Source organism: Metapseudomonas boanensis (assembly GCF_018704125.1).
Lineage (GTDB): Bacteria > Pseudomonadota > Gammaproteobacteria > Pseudomonadales > Pseudomonadaceae > Metapseudomonas > Metapseudomonas boanensis.
In genome coordinates this window covers 614,949-637,082 of the sequence record NZ_JAGTIS010000002.1, presented here as the reverse complement: position 1 = coordinate 637,082, position 22,134 = coordinate 614,949, and the positions used below count along the sequence as shown (strand labels likewise).

The 22,134-nt window shown below is 63.4% G+C and carries 21 protein-coding genes and 1 other RNA gene; 13 read left to right on the top strand and 9 right to left on the bottom strand.

Annotated features, from left to right (window positions below; genetic code table 11):
• Positions 1–36 precede the first annotated feature (36 nt).
• Entirely contained in the window at positions 37–1,272 is a 1,236-nt protein-coding gene (locus tag J7302_RS06905; protein WP_215372158.1) for a sterol desaturase family protein, read from the top strand.
• On the opposite strand, the gene J7302_RS06900 is transcribed toward J7302_RS06905, so the two are convergent.
• Positions 1,273–1,830 carry a DedA family protein gene (locus tag J7302_RS06900; RefSeq protein ID WP_215372155.1) on the bottom strand — a complete coding sequence of 186 codons (558 nt, stop codon included), beginning with the start codon at positions 1,828–1,830 and terminating at the stop codon, positions 1,273–1,275.
• 226 nt (positions 1,831–2,056) lie between these two features.
• On the opposite strand from J7302_RS06900, the gene hemB reads away from it, so the two are divergent.
• Both hemB and ppk1 read left to right on the top strand, forming a co-directional pair.
• On the top strand, positions 2,057–3,070 hold the full coding sequence (gene hemB / locus J7302_RS06895) for a porphobilinogen synthase (protein WP_215372153.1): 1,014 nt from the start codon (positions 2,057–2,059) through the stop codon (positions 3,068–3,070).
• A gap of 20 nt (positions 3,071–3,090) precedes the next feature.
• Positions 3,091–5,325 (top strand): polyphosphate kinase 1, encoded by a 2,235-nt coding sequence (gene ppk1 / locus J7302_RS06890; protein WP_215372151.1) that lies wholly within the window; start codon positions 3,091–3,093, stop codon positions 5,323–5,325.
• Positions 5,326–5,377: 52 nt separating this feature from the next.
• On the opposite strand, the gene ppx is transcribed toward ppk1, so the two are convergent.
• Positions 5,378–6,880 carry an exopolyphosphatase gene (ppx, locus tag J7302_RS06885; protein ID WP_215372149.1) on the bottom strand — a complete coding sequence of 501 codons (1,503 nt, stop codon included), beginning with the start codon at positions 6,878–6,880 and terminating at the stop codon, positions 5,378–5,380.
• 364 nt (positions 6,881–7,244) lie between these two features.
• On the opposite strand from ppx, the gene trxA reads away from it, so the two are divergent.
• The 4 genes from trxA (at position 7,245) to J7302_RS06865 (ending at position 11,662) form a co-directional block, all read left to right on the top strand.
• Complete coding sequence (gene trxA, locus J7302_RS06880) at positions 7,245–7,571, top strand: thioredoxin TrxA (RefSeq protein WP_215372147.1); 327 nt, start codon at positions 7,245–7,247, stop codon at positions 7,569–7,571.
• Positions 7,572–7,837: 266 nt separating this feature from the next.
• Entirely contained in the window at positions 7,838–9,097 is a 1,260-nt protein-coding gene (rho, locus tag J7302_RS06875) for a transcription termination factor Rho (RefSeq protein WP_215372145.1), read from the top strand.
• Between the two features lie 130 nt (positions 9,098–9,227).
• Complete coding sequence (gene ubiD / locus J7302_RS06870) at positions 9,228–10,694, top strand: 4-hydroxy-3-polyprenylbenzoate decarboxylase (protein ID WP_215372143.1); 1,467 nt, start codon at positions 9,228–9,230, stop codon at positions 10,692–10,694.
• Positions 10,694–11,662, top strand: a complete 969-nt coding sequence (locus tag J7302_RS06865) for a CDP-6-deoxy-delta-3,4-glucoseen reductase (protein WP_215372140.1) — start codon at positions 10,694–10,696, stop codon at positions 11,660–11,662. Before ubiD ends, J7302_RS06865 begins: the two co-directional genes overlap by 1 nt.
• A gap of 128 nt (positions 11,663–11,790) precedes the next feature.
• Here the strand turns inward: J7302_RS06865 and J7302_RS06860 are convergent, their stop codons facing one another.
• On the bottom strand, positions 11,791–12,768 hold the full coding sequence (locus J7302_RS06860; RefSeq protein ID WP_215372138.1) for an NADPH:quinone oxidoreductase family protein: 978 nt from the start codon (positions 12,766–12,768) through the stop codon (positions 11,791–11,793).
• Positions 12,769–12,952: 184 nt separating this feature from the next.
• Here J7302_RS06860 and J7302_RS06855 point away from each other — a divergent pair, with 184 nt between their 5' ends.
• Entirely contained in the window at positions 12,953–13,369 is a 417-nt protein-coding gene (locus J7302_RS06855; protein WP_215372136.1) for a flagellar basal body-associated protein FliL, read from the top strand.
• Here the strand turns inward: J7302_RS06855 and J7302_RS06850 are convergent.
• Together J7302_RS06850 and J7302_RS06845 are read right to left on the bottom strand one after the other, a co-directional pair.
• Entirely contained in the window at positions 13,360–15,204 is a 1,845-nt protein-coding gene (locus J7302_RS06850) for a sensor domain-containing diguanylate cyclase (RefSeq protein WP_215372133.1), read from the bottom strand. The genes J7302_RS06855 and J7302_RS06850 overlap by 10 nt on opposite strands.
• A gap of 51 nt (positions 15,205–15,255) precedes the next feature.
• Positions 15,256–15,705, bottom strand: coding sequence for an EVE domain-containing protein (locus J7302_RS06845; RefSeq protein WP_215372131.1), 450 nt, complete (start codon positions 15,703–15,705; stop codon positions 15,256–15,258).
• 202 nt (positions 15,706–15,907) lie between these two features.
• Here J7302_RS06845 and J7302_RS26785 point away from each other — a divergent pair, with 202 nt between their 5' ends.
• Positions 15,908–16,039, top strand: coding sequence for a hypothetical protein (locus J7302_RS26785; protein WP_285899527.1), 132 nt, complete (start codon positions 15,908–15,910; stop codon positions 16,037–16,039).
• 39 nt (positions 16,040–16,078) lie between these two features.
• On the opposite strand, the gene J7302_RS06840 is transcribed toward J7302_RS26785, so the two are convergent.
• The 4 genes from J7302_RS06840 to J7302_RS06825 all read right to left on the bottom strand — a co-directional run bounded on the left by J7302_RS06840 (position 16,079) and on the right by J7302_RS06825 (position 17,426).
• A complete protein-coding gene (locus J7302_RS06840; RefSeq protein ID WP_215372129.1) occupies positions 16,079–16,684 on the bottom strand; it encodes a 5-formyltetrahydrofolate cyclo-ligase in 606 nt (201 codons plus the stop codon).
• 7 nt (positions 16,685–16,691) lie between these two features.
• A non-coding RNA gene (gene ssrS, locus J7302_RS06835) (6S RNA) lies at positions 16,692–16,871 on the bottom strand.
• A gap of 34 nt (positions 16,872–16,905) precedes the next feature.
• Positions 16,906–17,220, bottom strand: a complete 315-nt coding sequence (locus J7302_RS06830; RefSeq protein ID WP_215372127.1) for a cell division protein ZapA — start codon at positions 17,218–17,220, stop codon at positions 16,906–16,908.
• The gene (locus J7302_RS06825; protein ID WP_215372125.1) at positions 17,220–17,426 is read right to left on the bottom strand and encodes a TIGR02449 family protein; all 207 of its coding nucleotides are present in this window, start codon (positions 17,424–17,426) and stop codon (positions 17,220–17,222) included. Before J7302_RS06825 ends, J7302_RS06830 begins: the two co-directional genes overlap by 1 nt.
• Before the next feature lie 202 nt (positions 17,427–17,628).
• Between J7302_RS06825 and J7302_RS06820 the strand changes: the two genes are divergently transcribed.
• Genes J7302_RS06820 through J7302_RS06805 form a run of 4 tightly spaced genes read left to right on the top strand, consistent with a single transcriptional unit; the run spans position 17,629 to position 22,018 of the window.
• Positions 17,629–18,183: a YecA/YgfB family protein gene (locus J7302_RS06820; RefSeq protein ID WP_215372123.1), complete on the top strand. Its 555-nt coding sequence runs from the start codon at positions 17,629–17,631 to the stop codon at positions 18,181–18,183.
• A gap of 44 nt (positions 18,184–18,227) precedes the next feature.
• Positions 18,228–19,562, top strand: a complete 1,335-nt coding sequence (gene pepP / locus J7302_RS06815; protein WP_215372121.1) for a Xaa-Pro aminopeptidase — start codon at positions 18,228–18,230, stop codon at positions 19,560–19,562.
• A 1-nt stretch (position 19,563) separates the two neighbouring features.
• The gene (ubiH, locus tag J7302_RS06810; protein WP_215372119.1) at positions 19,564–20,748 is read left to right on the top strand and encodes a 2-octaprenyl-6-methoxyphenyl hydroxylase; all 1,185 of its coding nucleotides are present in this window, start codon (positions 19,564–19,566) and stop codon (positions 20,746–20,748) included.
• Between the two features lie 46 nt (positions 20,749–20,794).
• Positions 20,795–22,018: a 2-octaprenyl-3-methyl-6-methoxy-1,4-benzoquinol hydroxylase gene (locus tag J7302_RS06805; protein WP_394359076.1), complete on the top strand. Its 1,224-nt coding sequence runs from the start codon at positions 20,795–20,797 to the stop codon at positions 22,016–22,018.
• Positions 22,019–22,134: the final 116 nt, after the last annotated feature.

Sequence of the window (22,134 nt, the reverse complement as noted above, 5' to 3'; positions counted from 1 at the left end):
CTAGTCCTTGGATACGCATAACGATATGGCAGGCCCATGAATTACATCTTCTATGCAGTGCCTTTCTTCTTCCTGCTGATCGGGCTCGAACTGCTGGCCGACCGCTTGCGCGGGATGCGCAATTACCGCACCGCCGACACGCTCAACAGCCTCAGCGCCGGGGTGCTGTCCACCACCAGTGGCCTGTTGACCAAGGGGCTGGGCCTGCTGACCTACAGTATTGCCTGGCAGCACCTGGCGTTGTTCGATCTGTCGGCGCAGAGCCTGTGGGTGTGGCTGCTGGCGTTCGTCTTCTACGATTTCTGCTACTACTGGAACCACCGCCTCGGCCATGAGCGTAATGTGCTCTGGGCAGCCCACTCGGTGCACCACCAGAGTGAGGAATACAACCTGTCCACTGCCCTCCGGCAGACCAGTACCGGCTTCCTCTTGGGCTGGATCTTCTACCTGCCGATGGCCATCGTCGGCGTGCCGCCGCTGGTTTTTCTCACTGTGGGCGCATTGAACCTGCTCTACCAGTTCTGGGTGCATACCCGCCATGTGCCGAAGCTGGGCTGGTTCGAGTGGGTGTTCATCACGCCGTCCAATCATCGGGTGCACCATGCGCAGAATCCCGTTTATATGGATCGCAACTACGGCGGGGTGTTCATCCTCTGGGACCGGCTGTTCGGCACTTTCCAGGAGGAGCTGATCGAGGACCCGGTGGTCTTCGGTGTGACCACACCGCTGGCCAGCTGGAATCCGCTGTGGGCCAACCTGCAGTTCTATGTGCATCTGTGGCACGACGCGATGCGTGCCGAGTCCCGTTGGGACAAGCTGCGCATCTGGTTCATGCGCACCGGCTGGCGGCCGGCGGACGTGGCCGCGAAGTATCCACAGGCCAAGCCGGACCTCGGGCAGTTCGTCAAATTCGAGGTGCCCCTGGGGCTGGGGCAGACGTGTTACGCCGTGCTGCAGTTCGTGCCCTACGTGGCGGCAGGTACTTATCTGTTGGGCAGGGGGGCTGAACTGGGCAGCGGAACAATGTGGCTGGGGCTGGCCTGGATGGCGTTCGGTCTTTATGTGATCGGTGCCTGGCTGGAGAACCGCCCCTGGGCGTGTGCCCTGGAGCTGGCCCGCCTGCTGGCGAATTGGCCGGTGCTCTGGTTGGCCATGGACCTGGGGCTGTTGCCATTCGGAGCCGTCGCTGCATGGCTGTTGCTGGCCTACAGTCTGGTCAGTCTGGCCGGACTGTTTGGCTTGCCTCGGCGGGAAACGGCGCTGGTGCTCTGATCAGCGCCGGCCATTGCTGCGCAATCGGCGGCGTAGCCAGAGCAGCCCCCCGATTGCCAGCAGGCCGCCAAGGACCATCAGCTCATAGCGCTTCAGATTGCCCAGCATGCCCTCGAGCACGGCGCCGAAGTGGAAAGCGGCAAAGCCCAGGGCCAGCGCCCAGATGATGGCGCCGATGCCATTGAGGATCAGGTAGCGCAGAGGAGGGTAACCGGACAGGCCAATCGCCACAGGCATGACGGTGCGTAGCCCGTAAACGAAACGGAAGCTGAGAACCCAGATGTCCGGGTGACGGCGGATGTGCTTGAGTGCGCGTTCGCCCATCGCCTCCCAGCGTGGCCGGCGGGCCAGGATCTGGCGGCCCTTGTGGCGTCCCATGTAGTACCACAGCTGGTCCCCGGCATAGCTGCCGAAGAAGGCCGTGGCCACCACGTAGTTGATGTCCATATAACCGCGGAAGGCGAGGAACCCGGCCAGGACCAGGATGGTCTCACCCTCGAAGAAGGTACCGAGGAAGAGGGCGAGGTAGCCGAAATCCTGAAGAGCTTGTTGCAGCATGGAATGGGCTGGGCAGCGAAATGAACGCGCAGCCTAACCGGGATGGCGTCTGGGGAAAAGCTTCTGGCCCCCCGGAGCAGGCCCGTCGTCGGCTGGCCGCCCCTTGCGGAGCCTGTCGTAGGCCGTGCCAACGCGACCAAGGGTCGCTGTCGCGGATTGTTACCATTCGGTCATAATCGGGGCTTATATTGTCAGACTGCGTCCGATCCGGGCCCTGGAGTTTGCTGTGAGCTTTACCCCTGCCAACCGCCTGTTCCCCGCCACCCGACTGCGCCGTAATCGTCGTGACGACTTCTCCCGCCGCCTGGTGCGCGAGAGCGTCCTGACCGTCGATGACCTGATCTTGCCGGTGTTCGTACTCGATGGTGAAAACCGCCGTGAAGCCGTGCCTTCGATGCCGGGGGTGGAGCGCCTCTCCATCGACCTGCTGCTCGAAGAAGCCGCCGAATGGGTGGCCCTGGGTATTCCGGCGCTGGCGCTCTTCCCGGTGACGCCGCTGGAGAAGAAGTCCCTCGATGGCGCCGAGGCCTGGAACCCGGAGGGCATCGCCCAGCGCGCCATTCGCGCCCTGCGTGAGCGCTTCCCGGAGCTGGGTGTGATCAGCGACGTGGCCCTGGACCCCTTCACCACCCACGGCCAGGACGGCATCCTCGACGACAACGGCTACGTGCAGAACGACATCACCGTCGATGCGCTGGTCAAGCAGGCGCTGTCCCACGCCGAAGCCGGCGCTCAGGTAGTGGCGCCATCCGACATGATGGACGGTCGCATCCAGGCCATCCGCGAAGCCCTGGAACTGGCCGACTTCCCCAACGTGCGCATCATGGCCTACTCGGCCAAGTACGCCAGCGCCTACTACGGCCCCTTCCGCGATGCCGTCGGCTCGGCCGCCAACCTCGGCAAGGGCAACAAGGCCAGCTACCAGATGGACCCGGCCAACACCGACGAAGCCCTGCATGAAGTGGCGGCCGACCTGGCCGAGGGTGCCGACATGGTGATGGTCAAGCCGGGCATGCCATACCTTGATATCGTGCGCCGGGTGAAAGATGAATTCCGCGTGCCGACCTTTGCCTACCAGGTCAGCGGCGAGTACGCCATGCACATGGCCGCCATCCAGAACGGCTGGCTGAGCGAGGCGGTCATCCTCGAATCCCTGGTGGCCTTCAAACGCGCCGGTGCTGATGGCATTCTCACCTACTTCGCCAAACGCGCCGCAGAAATGCTCAAGACGGGAGCCTGAACTCCCCCCAGGAACTGCAGATGAACACCGAAGGACTCAATCCCAGCGCATTGCTAGAACCCGTTGCCGAGGCTCAGATCACCCCTGAGCCGGCGCCTCCGGAGGCGGTGGTGGCGCCCGTCGCTGCCCCTGCACCTGCACCTGCGCCGGCCCCCGCCCCCGCCCCGCTGGTGGTGCCCAGCCTGGATGACAGCAGCCTGTACATCCATCGCGAACTGTCCCAGCTGCAGTTCAACATCCGCGTGCTGGAGCAGGCGCTGGACGAGTCCTATCCACTTCTCGAGCGTCTGAAGTTCTTGCTGATCTTCTCCAGCAACCTGGATGAATTCTTCGAGATTCGCGTTGCCGGGTTGAAGAAACAGATCACCTTCGCCCGTGAGCAGGCCGGCGCTGACGGCCTGCTGCCGCACCAGGTGATGGCACGCATCAGCGAGCTGGTGCACGAGCAGGTGGCGCGGCAGTACACCATTCTCAACGACATCCTGTTGCCCGAGTTGGCCAAGCACCAGGTCAACTTCATTCGCCGTCGCTACTGGACCGCGAAGCTGAAGAGCTGGGTGCGTCGTTACTTCCGCGACGAGATCGCGCCGATCATCACCCCCATCGGCCTGGACCCGACGCACCCCTTCCCGTTGTTGGTGAACAAGAGCCTCAACTTCATCGTCGAGCTCGAGGGTGTCGACGCCTTCGGCCGTGACTCCGGTCTGGCGATCATCCCCGCTCCGCGCTTACTGCCGCGGGTCATTCGCGTGCCCGAGGATATCGGCGGGGCTGGGGATAACTTCGTTTTCCTCTCCTCGATGATCCACGCCCATGCCGACGACCTGTTCCCGGGCATGAAGGTGAAGGGCTGCTACCAGTTCCGCCTGACCCGTAACGCCGACCTCTCGGTGGACACCGAGGATGTCGACGACCTGGCCCGCGCCCTGCGCGGCGAGCTGTTCTCGCGCCGCTATGGCGATGCGGTGCGCCTGGAAGTTGCCGACACCTGCCCGAAGAACCTGTCCGACTATCTGCTCAAGCAGTTCGGCCTGGCGGAAAGTGAGCTGTACCAGGTCAATGGTCCGGTGAACCTGACCCGCCTGTTCAGCATCACTGGTCTGGAAAGCCATCCGGAGCTGCAGCACGCCACCTTCACCCCGGTGATTCCCAAGTTGCTGCAGAAAGCCGAGAACCTGTTCAACGTGGTTGGCAAGCAGGACATCCTGCTTCTGCACCCCTTCGAGTCTTTCACCCCAGTGGTGGACTTCCTGCGTCAGGCGGCCAAGGACCCGAACGTCCTGGCGATCAAGCAGACCTTGTATCGCGCCGGTGCCAACTCGGAAATCGTCGACTCCCTGGTGGAGGCCGCCCGCAACGGCAAGGAAGTCACCGCGGTGATCGAGCTGCGCGCGCGCTTCGACGAAGAGTCCAACCTGCAACTGGCGAGCCGCCTGCAGCAGGCTGGTGCGGTGGTGATTTATGGTGTGGTCGGTTTCAAGACCCACGCCAAGATGATGCTCATCCTCCGTCGCGAAAACGGCGAGCTGCGCCGCTATGCGCACCTCGGCACCGGCAACTACCACGCCGGCAACGCGCGCTTGTACACCGACTACAGCATGCTGACCGCCGATGATGCCCTCTGCGAAGACTTGCACAAGCTGTTCAACCAGTTGATCGGCATGGGCAAGACCTTGCGTATGAAGAAGCTGCTGCATGCGCCCTTCACGCTGAAGAAGACCATCCTCGACATGATCGCCCGCGAGACCCTGCACGCCAGTGAAGGCAAGCCTGCGCACATCATGGTCAAGGTCAACGCGCTGACCGATCCGAAGGTCATTCGCGCCCTATACAAGGCCAGCCAGAGCGGTGTGCGCATCGACCTGGTGGTGCGCGGCATGTGTTGCCTGCGCCCGGGCATCCCGGGGGTGTCGCACAACATCCAGGTGCGCTCGATCATCGGCCGCTTCCTCGAACACAGCCGCATCTACTACTTCCTCAACGGCGGTGACGAGAAGATGTACCTCTCCAGTGCCGACTGGATGGAACGCAACCTCGACATGCGCGTCGAGACCTGCTTCCCGGTCGAGGGCAAGAAGCTGCTTACCCGCGTGAAGAAAGAGCTGGAAGCCTATATCGCCGACAACACCCAGAGCTGGGTGCTGCAACCGGACGGCCGCTATCTGCGCAACAGCCCGAGCGGCAACCAGAACTCGCGCAATGCCCAGATGCTCCTGCTGGACAAGCTGACCAACCCGCCGATCAGCGTGCGTTGAGCCAGCCATGAATAACGGGGCCCTTGGGCCCCGTTATTCGTTGCAGCTGCGGTCAGCTGACCTTAAGCACCACGTCGATGCGCTTCAGCCACTGGGCCTCCTGCTCGAAATCGGCCTGGGTCAGCGGATTTGCCTCCAGCCAGCCCTTGGGGAACTGCACGGCAAAGATGTTGCCATCGGCCTTGAGTTTCACCTGGGGCATGGCCGAGGTACCGCGGATGTGGTGAAAGAGAATGGCGAAGCGCAGCAGCACGCACAGGCGCAGCAGTTTGGTGCCTTCGTCGCCGAACTCGGCGAACTTGTCCTGGGGGATGTTGCGGCGGTGGCCGCGCACCAGTAGCGCCAGCATCTGCTGGTCCTGGCGGGAGAAACCGGGCAGGTCGGAATGCTCGATCAGGTAGGCACCGTGCTTGTGGTAGTGGTAGTGGGCGATGTCCATGCCAATCTCGTGAACGCGTGCAGCCCACAACAGCAGGTCGCGGTGCCAGTCGTCGTCCAGCTCCCAGCTGGATGCCACTTCCTCCAGGGCCTTCAGGGCCTTCGCTTCGACCCGCGCCGCCTGCTCGATGTCCACATGACAGCGTTCCATCAGTGCACTCAGCGTGCGCTCGCGAACATCCTCATGGTGGTGGCGGCCCAGCAGGTCATACAGCACGCCTTCGCGCAGTGCGCCCTCGGAATGGGTCATTTGCTTGAGTTCGAGCGCTTCGAAGATCGCTTCGGTAATCGCCAGGCCTGCGGGGAAAATCGGACGGCGATCAGGCTTGATGCCCTCCAGTTCCAGTTTGTCCACCTCGCCTAGCTTGAAGATCTTGCGCTTCAGCCAGGCCAAGCCTTCAGGGTTGATTTCGCCACCGCCGAGACCAGCAGCCTGGATCGCCAGGCCCACCGCGCGGATGGTGCCGGATGCGCCCACGGCCTCCTGCCAGCCGAGGCGGCGCAGGCTGTACTCGATGCCCATTAGTTCCAGGCGCGCGGCCGTATAGGCCTGTGCATAACGTGCCGGCGTGATCTTGCCGTCGCGGAAATAGCGCTGGGTGTAACTGACGCAGCCCATCTGCAGGCTTTCCCGTAGTTGCGATTCGAAGCGCTGGCCGATGATGAACTCGGTACTGCCGCCGCCGATATCAGCGACCAGCCGACGTCCGGGGTTGTCGGGCAGGGTATGGGAGACGCCGAGGTAGATCAGGCGGGCTTCCTCACGCCCGGAGATGACCTCTACCGGGTGGCCGACGATTTCCTCGGCGCGGCGGATGAACTCGCTGCGGTTCACAGCCTCGCGCAGGGCGTTGGTCCCGACGATCCGTACGGAACCCTCCGGCAGGCCGATGATCAACTGGGCGAAGCGGCGCAGGCAGTCGAGACCACGCTGGATAGCCTCTTCGCTCAGGTTGCGCTCCTCATCCAGGCCGGCAGCCAGCTGCACTTTGTCCCCCAGCCGCTCAAGAATGCGGATTTCACCATGGTCGACCTTGGCCAGCACCATGTGGAAGCTGTTCGAGCCAAGGTCAATGGCAGCGATCAGGGATGGGGTTTCGGCAGGGATATCGGGCATGGTCTGGGTCTCGAGGCTGAACCGCGCAATCCTGCCACGGTTGCCTTGTCGAGCCAACGTGAATAGCGGTACGTCAGTACCAATAGCTCTGTTGGCGGGACAGGACTGCGGCTGGTGCGGGTCTCTGGAATTTGGCTTGCAGAGCTCACTATAGGCGGGCTGTAACCTGCGAGTGTGGGCCAAGGTTGCCTGTTGGTCGTGTATCGGGGCCTGATCGTCGTCAAGGAAATTGACGCGCAATCGCCGCTCCATCAGTTTTTACCCTTACAGCCATAGGCAAGCTCAATCGCCCTCGGCTTTCGGTCATCTGAAAGCCGGGCTATGATGGCTCCACTTTTTTGCTTCCGAACCACGGAGATTTTCCATGAGCGAGTTCATCACCAACGTCACCGATGCCAGCTTCGAGCAGGACGTGCTTAGTGCCGAAGGCGCGGTGCTGGTCGACTATTGGGCCGAGTGGTGCGGTCCGTGCAAGATGATTGCGCCGGTCCTCGACGAAATCGCCAAGGATTACCAGGGCAGACTGAAGGTCTGCAAGTTGAACATCGACGAGAACCAGGACACCCCGCCGAAGTACGGCGTGCGTGGCATTCCGACCCTGATGCTGTTCAAGAACGGCAACGTCGAGGCCACCAAGGTAGGGGCGCTCTCCAAGTCCCAGCTGGCGGCTTTCCTTGACGCCAACATCTGATTGCCAGGGCGGCCTGTGCGTCGCCTGAACGTGATCGAATCGTACGAAAAAGCCCCGCCTTGAGTGGGGCTTTTTCGTACTTCACTACTAGACGACCCGTTGCACTGGTGTTACATTCGGACCGCTGCTTCATCTACGCAGCCCTCTGCACGCCGTCGCCGACGCACTCCTAACTCGAATAAGCACAGCGATTCTGTCGCCTTCTCGGCGGCGCGGCCTCCAAAGCTCAATGCTTTCCTCTCTCCATATCTATCTACGTCATTCCTATGAATCTGACCGAACTCAAGCAAAAGCCGATTGCCGAACTTCTGGAAATGTCCGAAGCCATGGGCCTGGAGAACATGGCCCGTTCGCGCAAGCAGGACATCATCTTCGCCTTGCTGAAAAAGCACGCGAAGAGCGGCGAGGAGATATCCGGTGACGGCGTGCTGGAGATTCTCCAGGACGGCTTCGGCTTCCTGCGCTCCGCCGACTCCTCCTACCTGGCCGGCCCCGACGATATCTACGTTTCGCCCAGCCAGATCCGTCGCTTCAACCTGCGTACCGGCGACACCATTGTCGGCAAGATTCGTCCGCCGAAAGAAGGCGAGCGCTACTTCGCGTTGCTCAAGGTCGACTCGATCAACTACGACCGACCGGAGAACGCCAAGAACAAGATCCTGTTCGAGAACCTCACGCCCCTGTTCCCCAATGAGCGCCTGAAGATGGAAGCCGGTAACGGCTCCACCGAAGACCTCACCGGCCGCGTCATCGACCTGTGTGCGCCGATCGGCAAGGGCCAGCGTGGCCTGATCGTGGCACCGCCGAAAGCGGGCAAGACGATCATGCTGCAGAACATCGCGGCCAACATCACCCGCAACAACCCGGAGTGCCACCTGATCGTCCTGCTGATCGACGAGCGCCCGGAAGAAGTGACCGAGATGCAGCGCACCGTGCGCGGCGAAGTGGTTGCCTCCACCTTCGACGAACCGCCAACCCGCCACGTGCAGGTTGCCGAAATGGTGATCGAGAAGGCCAAGCGCCTGGTCGAGCACAAGAAGGACGTGGTCATCCTGCTGGACTCCATCACCCGCCTGGCGCGTGCCTACAACACCGTGATCCCGAGCTCCGGCAAGGTACTCACCGGTGGTGTTGACGCCCATGCCCTGGAGAAGCCCAAGCGCTTCTTCGGTGCCGCGCGCAATATCGAGGAAGGTGGTTCGCTGACCATCCTCGCTACCGCGCTGGTCGAGACTGGGTCGAAGATGGACGAGGTGATCTACGAAGAGTTCAAGGGCACTGGCAACATGGAGCTGCCGCTTGACCGTCGGATCGCCGAGAAGCGCGTGTTCCCTGCGATCAACATCAACCGCTCCGGCACCCGCCGTGAAGAGTTGCTGACCGCCGAGGACGAGCTGCAGCGCATGTGGATCCTGCGCAAGCTGCTGCACCCGATGGACGAAATCGCCGCCATCGAGTTCCTGCTCGACAAACTGAAAGACACCAAGACCAACGAAGAATTCTTCCTGTCGATGAGACGCAAGTAAGTCTTGGATGTGCCGCAAGGGCCGGGGAAACCCGGCCTTTGTGTTTCCGTAATAGCGCTTTGACCTTCTGAATAACCCAGTTCGGCGCTAAACTTTGCGCCCCGACCTGCACGCCCCAAGAGGCTCAAGCATGCAGTATCGCGACTTGCGCGAATTTATCACCGGCTTGGAAAAGCGTGGCGAGCTGAAACGTATCGGCGTTCCGGTATCGCCCGTGCTGGAAATGACTGAGATCTGTGATCGAACCCTGCGCAAGCAGGGCCCGGCCCTGCTGTTCGAGAAACCCACGGGCTATGACATCCCGGTGCTTGGCAATCTGTTCGGCACACCTGGGCGCGTTGCGCTCGGCATGGGCGCCGAAGAGGTTTCGGAGCTGCGCGAGATCGGCAAGCTGCTGGCCTTTCTCAAGGAGCCTGAGCCACCCAAGGGGCTGAAGGACGCCTGGTCGAAACTGCCGATCTTCAAGAAAGTCATTGCCATGGCACCGAAGGTGCAAAAGGATGGTCCCTGCCAGGAAGTGGTCGAGGAAGGTGACGATGTCGACCTGTCGAAACTGCCAGTGCAGACCTGCTGGCCCGGCGACGTGGGCCCGCTGATCACCTGGGGTCTGACGGTCACCCGTGGCCCGAACAAGGATCGGCAGAACCTCGGCATCTATCGCCAGCAGGTGATTGGCCGCAACAAGGTCATCATGCGCTGGCTGAGCCACCGTGGCGGTGCGCTCGACTACCGTGAGTGGTGCGAGAAACACCCTGGTCAGCCGTTCCCGGTGGCTGTTGCCCTGGGCGCGGACCCGGCGACCATCCTGGGCGCTGTCACCCCGGTTCCCGATAGCCTCTCCGAGTACGCCTTCGCTGGTCTGCTGCGCGGCAACCGCACCGAGCTGGTGAAGTGCCTGGGCAATGACCTGCAGGTCCCGGCCACAGCCGAAATCGTCCTGGAGGGCGTGATCCACCCCAGCGAGATGGCCGACGAAGGTCCCTATGGTGACCACACGGGCTACTACAACGAGGTCGACCGCTTCCCGGTGTTCACCGTGGAACGCATCACTCGCCGGCAGAAGCCGATCTACCACAGCACCTACACCGGGCGGCCGCCGGATGAGCCGGCCATCCTTGGCGTGGCGCTGAACGAAGTCTTCGTGCCGATCCTGCAAAAGCAGTTCCCTGAGATCACCGACTTCTACCTGCCGCCCGAAGGCTGCTCCTACCGCATGGCGGTGGTGACCATGAAGAAGCAGTACCCGGGGCACGCCAAGCGCGTAATGCTGGGCGTGTGGTCGTTCCTGCGACAGTTCATGTACACCAAGTTCGTCATAGTTACCGACGACGACGTCAATGCACGGGACTGGAACGACGTGATCTGGGCCATCACCACACGGATGGACCCCAAGCGCGATACGGTGATGATCGACAACACGCCGATCGACTACCTCGATTTCGCTTCGCCGATCTCCGGGTTGGGTTCGAAGATGGGCCTGGATGCCACCAACAAGTGGCCGGGCGAAACCAATCGCGAATGGGGCAGGGCGATCGTCCAGGACGAGGCGGTCAAGCGTCGCGTCGACGAACTCTGGTCATCTTTGGGAATCGAGTGATGCGTGTCACCCTGCAACCCTCCGGCGCAATCATCGAGGCGGCTCCCAGCGAGCGCATCCTCGATGCCGCGCGCCGGCTCGGCTATGACTGCCCGCAGAGCTGCCGCAATGGCAACTGCCATATCTGCGCCGCTCTGCTGGTGGAGGGGCGAGTCCGCCAGAACGGCGTCGAACTGAGCCAGGGCGAGCTGTTCACCTGCCTGGCCGAACCCCTCGAGGATTGCGTGCTGCATTGGGATGGTGTGCTGGCCCTGGGCGAGCTGCCGGTGCGCTCGCTGAGCTGCCAGGTCAGCGAGTGTGTACCGGTGGGAGGCGATGTCTGGCGGGTCCGTTTGCGGACCCCGGCGGGGAAACCGCCGCGCTATCACGCCGGGCAGTACCTGCTGATGGAACGCGACAGTGGCGATTGTGCTGCGTTTTCGCTGGCCTCGGCACCATGGCAGGGGCGCGACCTGGAGCTGCACATCCTTGCCCGCGAACCCAGCGCCCAGGCCTTGATCGAGCAACTGCAACGCAGCGGCATGGCGCGCGTGCGCATGCCCTTCGGCGATACCCACCTCGCCGAATTGCCGGATGGCCCACTGGTGCTGATTGCAGCAGGCACGGGTATGGCGCAGATGCACAGCTTGATCGAGCATTGCCGCGCAGCGGGCTTCAAGCACCCGGTGCATCTCTACTGGGGCGTGCGCCTGCCGGAAGATTTCTACGAGTTGGCGCATTGGGCCGAGTGGCAGGAACTGGACAACCTCAGCCTGCACCAGGTAGTCAGCGACCAGTGCGGCTGGACCGGGCGCTGCGGCTTGCTGCATGAGGCGGTTTGCGAGGATTTCCCCGATCTCAAGCCACTGCATGTCTACGCCAGCGGCTCTCCCGGCATGGTCTACGCCACTCTGGATGCGTTGGTGGCGGCCGGTATGGATGCCCATCAGATGCGCGCGGATGTGTTCGCCTATGCGCCCAGGGCCTGATGCCTCGTAAATGACAAAGGCCGCCGGAGGGCGGCCTTCTATTTTGCTGCTTCGTAGGATCCGCCGTGCGCGCACCTGAACCCCGTCGCGGAGCCATTGGTGCGCGTGGCGCGGCCTATGGATGTGCCTCAGCGCACCTCCACCACCACCTTGCCCACAGCCTGACGCGTGGCCAGGGCGTTGATGGCGTCGGCCGCACGCTCGAGGGGGAAGGTCTGCGACACCAGGGGTTTCAGCTTGCCTTCGGCAAACCAGGCGAACAGCTGCTGGAAGTTGGCCAGATTGTCCTGGGGTTGGCGCTGGGCGAAAGAGCCCCAGAACACACCGACCACCGCGGCGCCTTTGAGCAGCGCGAGGTTCACCGGCAGTTCCGGGATACGCCCGCTGGCAAAGCCCACCACCAGCAGGCGGCCATTCCAGGCGATGCTGCGGATTGCGGCGTCGAACAGGTCTCCGCCCACCGGGTCGTAGATCACGTCCGCCCCCTGGCCACCGGTAAGTTCCTTCACGCGTTCCTTGAGGTTCTCTTCGTTGTAGTTGATCAGCGCGTCGGCGCCGGCTGCCTTGGCTACCGCCAACTTGTCCGCACTGCTGGCCGCAGCGATCACGCGCGCGCCCATGGCCTTGCCGATTTCAACAGCGGCCAGCCCGACACCACCCGATGCGCCGAGCACCAGCAGCGTCTCGCCTGCCTTCAGGTTGGCGCGCTGTTTGAGCGCGTGGATCGAGGTGCCGTAGGTCATGCCGAACGCAGCCGCGGTGTTGAAGTCGATTCCCTTGGGAATCGGCATCACGTTGTATGCCGGCGCGGCAACCTGCTCGGCGAAGCTGCCCCAGCCGGTCAGTGCCATCACACGGTCGCCCGGCTTGAGATGGCTGACCTTTTCACCTACTGCCGCGACGATGCCGGCCGCTTCGCCGCCCGGCGAGAAGGGGAAGGGTGGTTTGAACTGATACTTGCCTTCGATGATCAGCGTATCGGGGAAGTTGACGGCGGCAGCAAAGACGTCGATCAGGATCTCGTTCTTTTTCAGTTCCGGACTGGCGATTTCTTCCAGCACCAGTGTGTTGGCGGGCCCGAAGGCTTTGCAGAGGACAGCTTTCATCGGGAGGCTCCTGGGCGTTGGGCAAGTGTGCCCGCAGTCTTTGGTCCCGGGCGCATGGCCTTGCAGTGTAGGTAGTGGGCCTTTGTGGTCAATCAGCATGCCCGGATCTGATAGGGCGGCATAAACATTCGGTCTTGGGCCCGCTGGCGCCTGTGGCTATGCTAGGCGCCATTCGTCCCGAGGAATGACCCTGGTGAAAAGACTGACTGCATTACTGCTGGCCCTGACCCTTCCCCTGTTGGCCATGGCCGAGGAAGAGCCCAAGGGGGACGAGACGCCCAAGGTCGCCTATATCGATCTGGTCCCGTCGCTGGTGGGCAATTATGGCGCCGGGCCGCGTTTGAAGTACTACAAGGCTGATATCTCGCTGCGTGTCGCCAGTACTGATGCCGAGATCAAGGTTACCCGTCACGAGCCGTTGATTCGCAACCAGCTGATCATGCTGTTTTCACAGCAGACCGATGAGACGCTGGGTTCTCCCGAGGCCAAGGAACAGCTCCGCCAGGAGGCGCTCAAGCAGGTCCAGCAGGTCCTGCACGGCGAGGAAGGGCAGCCGCTGGTGGATGACCTGCTGTTCAACAACCTGATCTTTCAGCCCTGATTCGGGCCCCACAGGCAGGTGCGATTGCGCCCTTCGTGCTTGGCCCGATAGAGCGCAGCGTCACTACGCGCGACGAGGCTGTCGGGCTGCTCCTCGCGTGCGGGGTCTGACACCGCAATCCCGATGCTCAGGGTTAGCCGACCACCGATACCGTCCGGGTGGGGGATGCCCAGCGTCTCGACCTGTTGTCTGACTCGCTCGGCCACATTCAGCGCACCCTGTTCCGAGGTGTTGGCGAGGATGATTGCGAACTCTTCGCCACCGTAACGACAGGCCACATCGCCTTCTCGCTGGAGGCTCTCCTGGAGGACCGCGGCGACGCGGCGCAATGCATCGTCGCCCGCCTGGTGACCCAGGCGATCGTTGAAGGCTTTGAAATGGTCCACGTCCAGCATGAGTAGGGCCAGCGGCGCGCCGACGCGGCGCAAGCGTCGCCATTCGCCGCTTAGCTGGCGGTCGAAATGACGTCGGTTGTACAGCCCGGTCAAGCCATCCTGATGCGACAGCCGCTGCAGCCGCGCTTCCAGTTCGAGCCGTTCGCGGTTGTCTCGCGATACGCCGATCAGGTACTCGCGCCCGTTGCGCTTGACCAGTTGGGCGCTGATCTCGGCTGCCTGCAGGCTGCCGTCGCTGCGCCGCATTTCGCGCTGGAAGATGGTGGACTGCTTATCCAGATGAGCCTGATGGACGCTCTCCAGCCAGGCGTGGAAGCCTGGCAGCAAGTGTTCAGGGTCGTCCTTCAGGCGCTGGCGGAAATCTTCGGCGCTGTAGCCCAGGCTGCTGTAAGTGGCCTGGTTCATGTGCAGCACTTCCCGGCTGGCGAGGTCGAGGATGAACAGCCCGTCCCGACTGGAGTCGGTCAAATCCAGGACCAGTTGCAGGCGCTCGCGGCTTTCGCGTAGCTCCTGCTCGGCTTCCTCGCGTTGCCTGACCTCCTGGTTGAGCCGTCGATAGCCCGTTTGCAGGGCATCGGCGCGCCGCGCGTTCTCCAGGGCCAGGGCCAGGGCAGCGACCAGCAGCAGGCTGGTGAGCAGTCCGGCACCGAAGACGAAGCGGGGCAGGGGCGAGCTGAGTTGTTTGACCAGCGCGGAGGTGGGGCTGAGCTGCAGCGCGAAATGGCGATTGTTCAGCAGGTGCAGTGGGACCTGCTGCTCGAGCTCGTTCAGGCTCTGAGGGCGCTCACGGTGATATAGCGGTTTTCCGGATTCCAGCAGGCGAACGCTGAAATCTTCGTTGTCCAGGCCCTCGAGAAGCTTGTCCATCAGGCGCTCGACGCGAAACACGCCCTGGAGGAAGCCATCGAATGTCTGTGCACTTTGGTCGTTGGCAATATAGAGCGGTGTGTACAGGACGAAGCCGCGGCCCCCCTGAACCAGCTCGACACTATTGGAGAGCTGTGGCTGGCCACTGGCCTTGGCCTGCATGGCCAGGTTGAAATTGGGGTGGTTGGGCGTCAGGCGGAAGCCGCGGGCTGCCTCGTTGCCCTTGAGCGGCTGCACCCAGCGCATCTTCAGGGTGGAGTCCAGCCACTGGATGGATTGATAGCCCTGGAAGTGGTCCAGGGCGAACTGGGCTTCCAGCATCCATTCATCATGGGGGATGCGTCCGCGATGGTTCCACAGCAGCGCCATGCGGCGCAGGGCTTCGACCTCATCGGTCAGGCTGTTTTCCAGTCGGATGGCCAGGGTCCTGGCCTGGAATCCGACACGTTCCCTGATGGCGTCCTGCTGGGCGCGCTCCATTTGCTGGAAGAGCAGCAGGCTGGTGGCTGACAGGACCAGGAGCAACAGGGCCAGTGCCAGTCGTAGCAGCCAAACGGGAGGTGAATGCAGCATCGGCAAGCCCCTGGGAATACAGCTTCGTCATAGCACAGGGCCATGGGCGACTCAACGCAATGCGAGCACGCCGCTCCATTCTTCTTCGGTGACCGGCATCACCGACAGGCGGCTGCCTTTCTGCACCAGTGGCATGCCCGCCAGCACTGTCTGTTCGCGCAGGCGGGCGAGGGGGATCACACGAGCGAAGGCCTCGACGAACTCCACGTCGCGCGCGCTCCAGGGGTTCTTTTCCGCGCTGGCCTTGGCGTCGTGGTAGTGGCTTTGCGGGTCCAGTGCAGTCGGGTCCGGATACGGCTCCCCGATGAGGCGGGCGATTCCGGCAATGCCCGGTTCGGGGCAACTGGAATGGTAGAAGAAGAACAGGTCGCCGGGCTGCATCGCGCGAAGGAAGTTGCGCGCCTGGTAGTTGCGCACGCCATCCCAGCGCGCTGTGCCGAGCCGCTGGAGGTCATGGATGGAGAGCTCGTCGGGCTCCGACTTCATCAGCCAATAAGGCATGAACTTTGCTCCTGCTCGTAAGTCATTTCTGCGGACATCAAAGCTTGGCCCGGCTGTCGGCCGGTTGGCATCATAAATTGCGTGTTCGGTCACGTTGCCTGAGAATGCCGCACTTTAAGCTGATCGCCGCCGCACGGCCTACCAAAACAACTAATCGCCATCGGTCATCGCGCGAAGTTTGCCTGCAAGGGGGAGGCAATCGATGAAACGCAAGCCAGACATTCTCTGGGTATTGGTCATTATTTTCGGCTTGGGCGTGGTTACTACCGGTTACACGCAGAGCCTGTGGGAGCGCCAGAGCAGCGAACCCACGATCGTGACCCAGCAGCCCTGATTCCACCTGGTGCGCACCGCAAGGATCGCGGTGTGCGCATCAGCGCCTCTCGTACCACCCCTTGTCCGTTACCGTCGCCTGCAAGGCTACGTCCCAGCTCGCGAGTTCCAGCCTGTCGACCTTCTGACACTCATGGGCCAGCCCCAGCAGGGTGGGGCTGCGCCATTGCTTGCGTCGCGCCAGGTAAGCCAGGCTGCGGTCGTAGAAGCCGGCGCCCATGCCCAGGCGGCCGCCCTGCTCGTCGAACCCGACCAGCGGAAGCATGACCAGATCCAGTGCCCAGACCTTGCGCTGCAGCGCCGGATTGGCGCGCGGCTCGAGGATGCGGAAGCGGTTCTTTCGCAGTTTTTCCCCAGGATGCAAGCGCTGGAAGACCATCTTTTCGGCCGGCCATGCGTTCAGGACGGGCAGGTAGGTCCGCTTGCCCCGGCGTTGCGCTTCACGCAGCAGTGGGCGCGGGTCGATCTCGCCATTGGTCGGCAGGTACAGCGCGACATGGCGGGAGCGGCGGAATAGCGGATCCTGCGCGAGCTGGCGGTAGAGTGCCTTGGCGGCCTGTTTTTGCTGGGTGGGGGTAAGTGCGCGTCGAGCCTGGCGAAGCAGGCGGCGCAGTGCCTGGCGGGAGAGATTGCCGGCGCTGATCATGAAAAAAAGACTCCCCGGTTGTGCCGCTGTCGGGTTAGCCCTTGAACCCGAAAGTTCAAGGTGGAGGATGCAGGAGGCGTTAAGGCTTTCCGTCAGGCGGACATGCACACCGGCCCCAACATGCACCCCCCGTGGTTGTGCGTATCGGCTCAGGGACATCACCAACTGGCCAACACACCAGGGAGCTGGCCGCGAGTATACCCCAAGCAATGGCTCTGGCGTCAGGCTTCTTGGCTATCCGGATCAGCGGCGAGCGCGTGGTCGACCCTCATGAGCAGGTCACGCACGTGCTCCCGGGTGGAGGTGGCCTCCTGATCCAGGCGCTCCTGCTTGTGCAGCAGGTCGTGGGTGATGTTCAGAGCGGCCATGACGGCAATGCGATCTGCGCCGATCACTTTGCCGCTGGAACGGATCTCTCGCATCTTGCCGTCCAGGTAACGGGCTGCGCTTTCCAGGTTGGCGCGCTCGTCCGCCGGGCAGGCGATGCAGTATTCCTTGTCAAGGATGTGGACGGTGACGGTATTGGACTGGCTCATTAATCCTGCTCCAGGGCTTTGAGGCGCGAAATCATCGCTTCGACCTTCAGCCGGGCCATTTCGTTCTTTTCGATCAGATGGGCGCGCTCTTCGCGCCAGGCCTTCTCGCTGGCAAGCAGGAGCCGGTTCTGGGCCTTCAGCTGCTCGACTCGCTGGATCAGCAGCTCCAGCTTGGTGGTCAGCGCATGCAGTTGGGCGTCTTCCATGGGCGTCTACTTGATTGGGAGTGACCGGGACTATATAGGACCGGCGCGGGGATGGGTCAAACCCGTCGGCGGCTGGCGTGACACATTGCACGCTCAATCATCGGGGCGGGTACCCGGGCGACCGATGCTGTCTTCACCGCGCCAGGCTGCTAGGATACGAGGCCTTCATTCTAGTGATTGCGCCTTCTGGCGCCTAGCCACCATGCCCAGTTCGAACTCCCCATACGCTGCTTTTTCCGCACTGCTCGCCACCAGTGGTCAGCCAGTTTCCCCCGCCGAATTGCACGGCATGCTGCTCGGTCGCAGCTGTGCTGGCGCTGGCTTCGAGCCCGAGCCCTGGCTGGAGGATGCCGCCGAGCTGCTCGGTAGCGCTCCGCAGGACAACGTGCGCCAGGCCCTGATCGGCCTCCAGGAAATGGTCAAGGCCGAACTCACCGGCAATGAGATGACTGTCGTGCTGCTGCTCCCGGGCGACGATGTGCCCCTGGCCGAGCGTGCCGCTGCGCTGGGCCAGTGGTGCCAGGGCTTCCTCGGTGGCTTCGGCCTGACCGCGCGTGAAGGCGCATTGTCCGGCGAGGCCGTCGAAGTGCTGCAGGACCTCGCGTCGATTGCCCAGGTGCAGAGCGCACTCGAGGACTCCGACGACGGCGAGTCCGACTACATGGAGGTGATGGAGTATCTGCGCGTCGCCCCGCTGCTGCTGTTTACCGAGTGCGCCAAGGCGGCTGCACCGGCGCCGAAACCCTCGTTGCATTGAACCCGTGTCGCGGGCGCTGCGGCGCCCGTCGAGAAGGAGCGCGCATGACCCGTATCCCGAAGTCCGAGTACGCTCGCCGGCGCAAGGCGCTGATGGCCGAGATGGAAGCCAACAGCATCGCCATTCTGCCTGCTGCGCCGGTCTACATCCGTAACCGCGACGTCGAGCACGTCTATCGCCAGGACAGCGATTTCCAGTACCTCAGCGGCTTCCCCGAGCCGGAAGCAGTGCTGGTGCTGATCCCCGGTCGCGAGCACGGCGAGTATGTGCTGTTCTGTCGTGAACGTGATCCCGAGCGCGAGCTTTGGGATGGCCTGCGTGCGGGCCAGGACGGCGCGATCAGTGAGTACGGTGCGGACGATGCCTTCCCCATCGGCGATATCGACGACATCCTTCCCGGGCTGATCGAAGGGCGCAACCGCGTCTACTACTCCATCGGCACCAACACCGAGTTCGACCAACACCTGATGGAGTGGGTCAACGTGATCCGCTCAAAGGCTCGCCAGGGCGCTCAGCCGCCGAACGAGTTCGTCGCCCTCGACCACCTGCTGCATGACATGCGCCTGTACAAGTCGGCGGCGGAGGTGAAGGTGATGCGCGAGGCGTCGGAGGTATCCGCCCGCGCTCACGTTCGCGCCATGCAGGCCGCGCGTGCCGGACTCTACGAATACCACCTGGAAGCCGAGCTGGAGTACGAGTTCCGCCGTGGCGGGGCGAAGATGCCGGCCTACGGCTCCATCGTCGCCGCCGGCAAGAACGCCTGCATCCTGCATTACCGCGAGAATGACGCGCCGCTCAAGGATGGCGACCTGGTACTGATCGACGCCGCCTGCGAACTCGATTGCTACGCCAGTGATATCACTCGCACCTTCCCGGTCAGCGGCACCTTCAGCCCTGAGCAGAAGGCGATCTACGAGCTGGTGCTCAAGTCGCAGGAAGCGGCGTTCGAGCAGATCGCCCCAGGCAAGCACTGGAACGAGGCCCATGAAGCCACGGTGCGGGTAATCACCTCCGGCCTGGTGGAACTGGGCCTGCTCAAGGGCGAGGTTGATGAGCTGATCGGCAGCGAAGCCTACAAGGCTTTCTACATGCACCGCGCCGGCCATTGGCTGGGCATGGACGTGCACGACGTTGGCGACTACAAGGTCGGCGGCGAGTGGCGCGTGCTGGAACCCGGCATGGCCATGACCGTGGAGCCGGGCATCTACATCGGTGCGGACAACCAGAACGTGCCGAAGAAATGGCGTGGCATCGGTGTGCGCATCGAGGACGACGTGGTGGTGACCCGCACAGGCTGCGAGATCCTTACCGGCGGCGTGCCCAAGACCGTTGCCGAGATCGAAGCGCTGATGGCCGCAGCGCGGTCCCAGGCCGCCTGACATGCATCGGAACCAGATCGCGATCATCGGTGGAGGCCTGGTCGGCGCCAGTTTCGCCCTGGCCCTGCAGGACGGTGCCCGGGCGCGGGGCTGGAAGATCGTCCTGATCGAGCCCTTCGCCCCCGGCGACAGCTTCCAGCCGAGCTACGACGCGCGCTCTTCTGCGCTGTCGTTCGGCAGCCGGCAGATCTACGAACGCCTCGGCCTCTGGCAGAACATCGCGCGGCGCGCCGAGCCCATCCTGCAGATCCAGGTGTCCGATCGCGGGCGCTTCGGCGCGGCGCGTCTCTCGGCGCTTGAGGAGGGCGTCCCGGCACTGGGCTATGTGGTGGAAAACGCCTGGCTGGGCCAGTGTCTCTGGCAGGCGCTGGACAGCGAGGTGGTCAGCTGGCACTGCCCGGCCGAGGTCGCCCGCATGCAGGCCCTGGAGGACGGCTACCGCCTGACCTTGAATGACGAAACCGAACTCGACTGCGCCCTGGCGATCCTCGCTGACGGTGGCCGCTCCAGTCTGCGTGAGCAGCTGGGCATCGGCGTACGGCGCACGCCTTACCGCCAGACGGCGCTGATTGCCAACGTCAGCCCGCTGGAGGCCCATCGTGGCCAGGCCTTCGAGCGCTTCACCGACTCTGGCCCAATGGCTTTGCTGCCGCTGCCGGAAAACCGCTGCGCGCTGATCTGGAGTCGCCCCGGCAACGATGCCGAGCGCCTCGCCAAGCTCGATGAGCGGCGCTTCCTCGATGAGCTGCAGGATGCCTTTGGCTATCGCCTCGGCGCTTTCCAGCAGGTTGGCGCGCGGCACCTCTATCCGCTGGAGCTGGTGGAGGCCGAGGAGCAGGTGCGCTCGCACCTGGTGGTGCTCGGCAATGCCGCCCACAGCCTGCACCCAATCGCCGGCCAGGGTTACAACCTGTCCCTGCGTGACGCCCTGGCCCTGGCTGAGACGCTGCTGACCGGCGCGGCACCGCTGGGCGACTTCGCCACCCTCCAGGGTTACCTGCAACGTCAGCGGTTGGACCAGCAATTGACGGTGGGTTTTTCCGACCAGGTGACCCGCCTGTTCTCCAACGCCGAACCGCTGCTTACCGCTGGTCGCAACCTGGGCCTGCTTGGCCTCGACCTGCTGCCACCGGCGAAACGCTGGTTCGCCCGCCAGGCCATGGGCCTGGGGACTCGCCCGGATTGACCGGGTTTGCCTCGATTCGGACTAAACGGGAGCCATCAGGCCTGATATGGAAATGCGAGCGGATCTGATCATCGTCGGCGCCGGCATGGTCGGCAGTGCCCTGGCACTTGCCCTTAAAGATAGCGGCCTGGACATCCTGCTGATCGACGGCAGCCCACTCAGCGTCAAACCCTTCGATCGCGCCGCGTCCTTCGAACCGCGGGTCAGCGCGTTGTCCGCTGCCAGTCAGCGGATCCTCGAGCGCCTGGGTGCCTGGCGCGGTGTCGAGGCGCGGCGCAGCAGTCCCTACAGCGACATGCACGTCTGGGATGGCTCAGGCACCGGGCAGATTCACTTTTCCGCATCCAGCGTGCACGCCGAAGTGCTTGGCCATATCGTCGAGAACCGTGTCGTGCAGGATGCGTTGATGGAGCCACTGCATGACACCGACATCGGCCTGATGCCCGGTGCGCGCCTGGAGCGCCTGCGCCGTTCCGGCGATGACTGGCTGCTGACCCTGGTGGATGGCCGCGAGCTGCGCACGCCGTTGGTGGTGGCGGCCGACGGCGCCAACTCGGCTGTGCGACGTCTCGCCGGTTGCGCCACCCGTGAGTGGGATTACCTGCACCACGCCATTGTCACTAGCGTGCGCTGCGCCGAACCGCACCAGCGTACGGCCTGGCAACGCTTCACCGATGACGGGCCGCTGGCCTTCCTGCCGCTCGACCGGGAAGGCGACGAACATTGGTGCTCGATTGTCTGGTCGGCCACTCCGGCGGAAGCCGAACGCCTGATGGCACTGGACGATGCGGCGTTCTGCCAGGCGCTCGGCAAGGCCTTCGAATGGCGTCTTGGCGAGGTGCTGGCCGCTGATCCGCGGCTGTGCATCCCGCTGCGCCAGCGCCATGCCAAGCGTTACGTGGAGGAAGGCCTGGTGCTGATTGGCGATGCTGCCCATACCATCCATCCGCTGGCGGGGCAGGGTGTCAACCTGGGTTTCCTCGATGCTGCGGTGCTCGCTGAAGTACTGCTGCATGCCGTCGGTCGCGGCGAGCGCCTGTCCGATGAGCGTGTGTTGAGCCGCTTCGAGCGCCGCCGCATGCCGCACAACCTGGCCATGATGGCGGCCATGGAAGGCTTCGAGCGCCTGTTCCAGGCTGACCCGCTACCCGTGCGCTGGCTGCGCAACAGCGGCCTGAAATGGGTCGACGGGATGCCCGAGGCCAAGGCAATGTTCGTGCGCCAGGCGCTGGGGCTTTCCGGTGATTTGCCCGAGCTGGCGCGGGCCTGAGTCAGTTGGTTGGGCATCGCGGCGCTCTGCTGAGCGCCGCGAATGAATTGGCGCTGCCTGCGTCAAGTGTCGCAAGTGGCTGCATTCCTAAAAGGATCTCAGCCCGGCTGTTGATT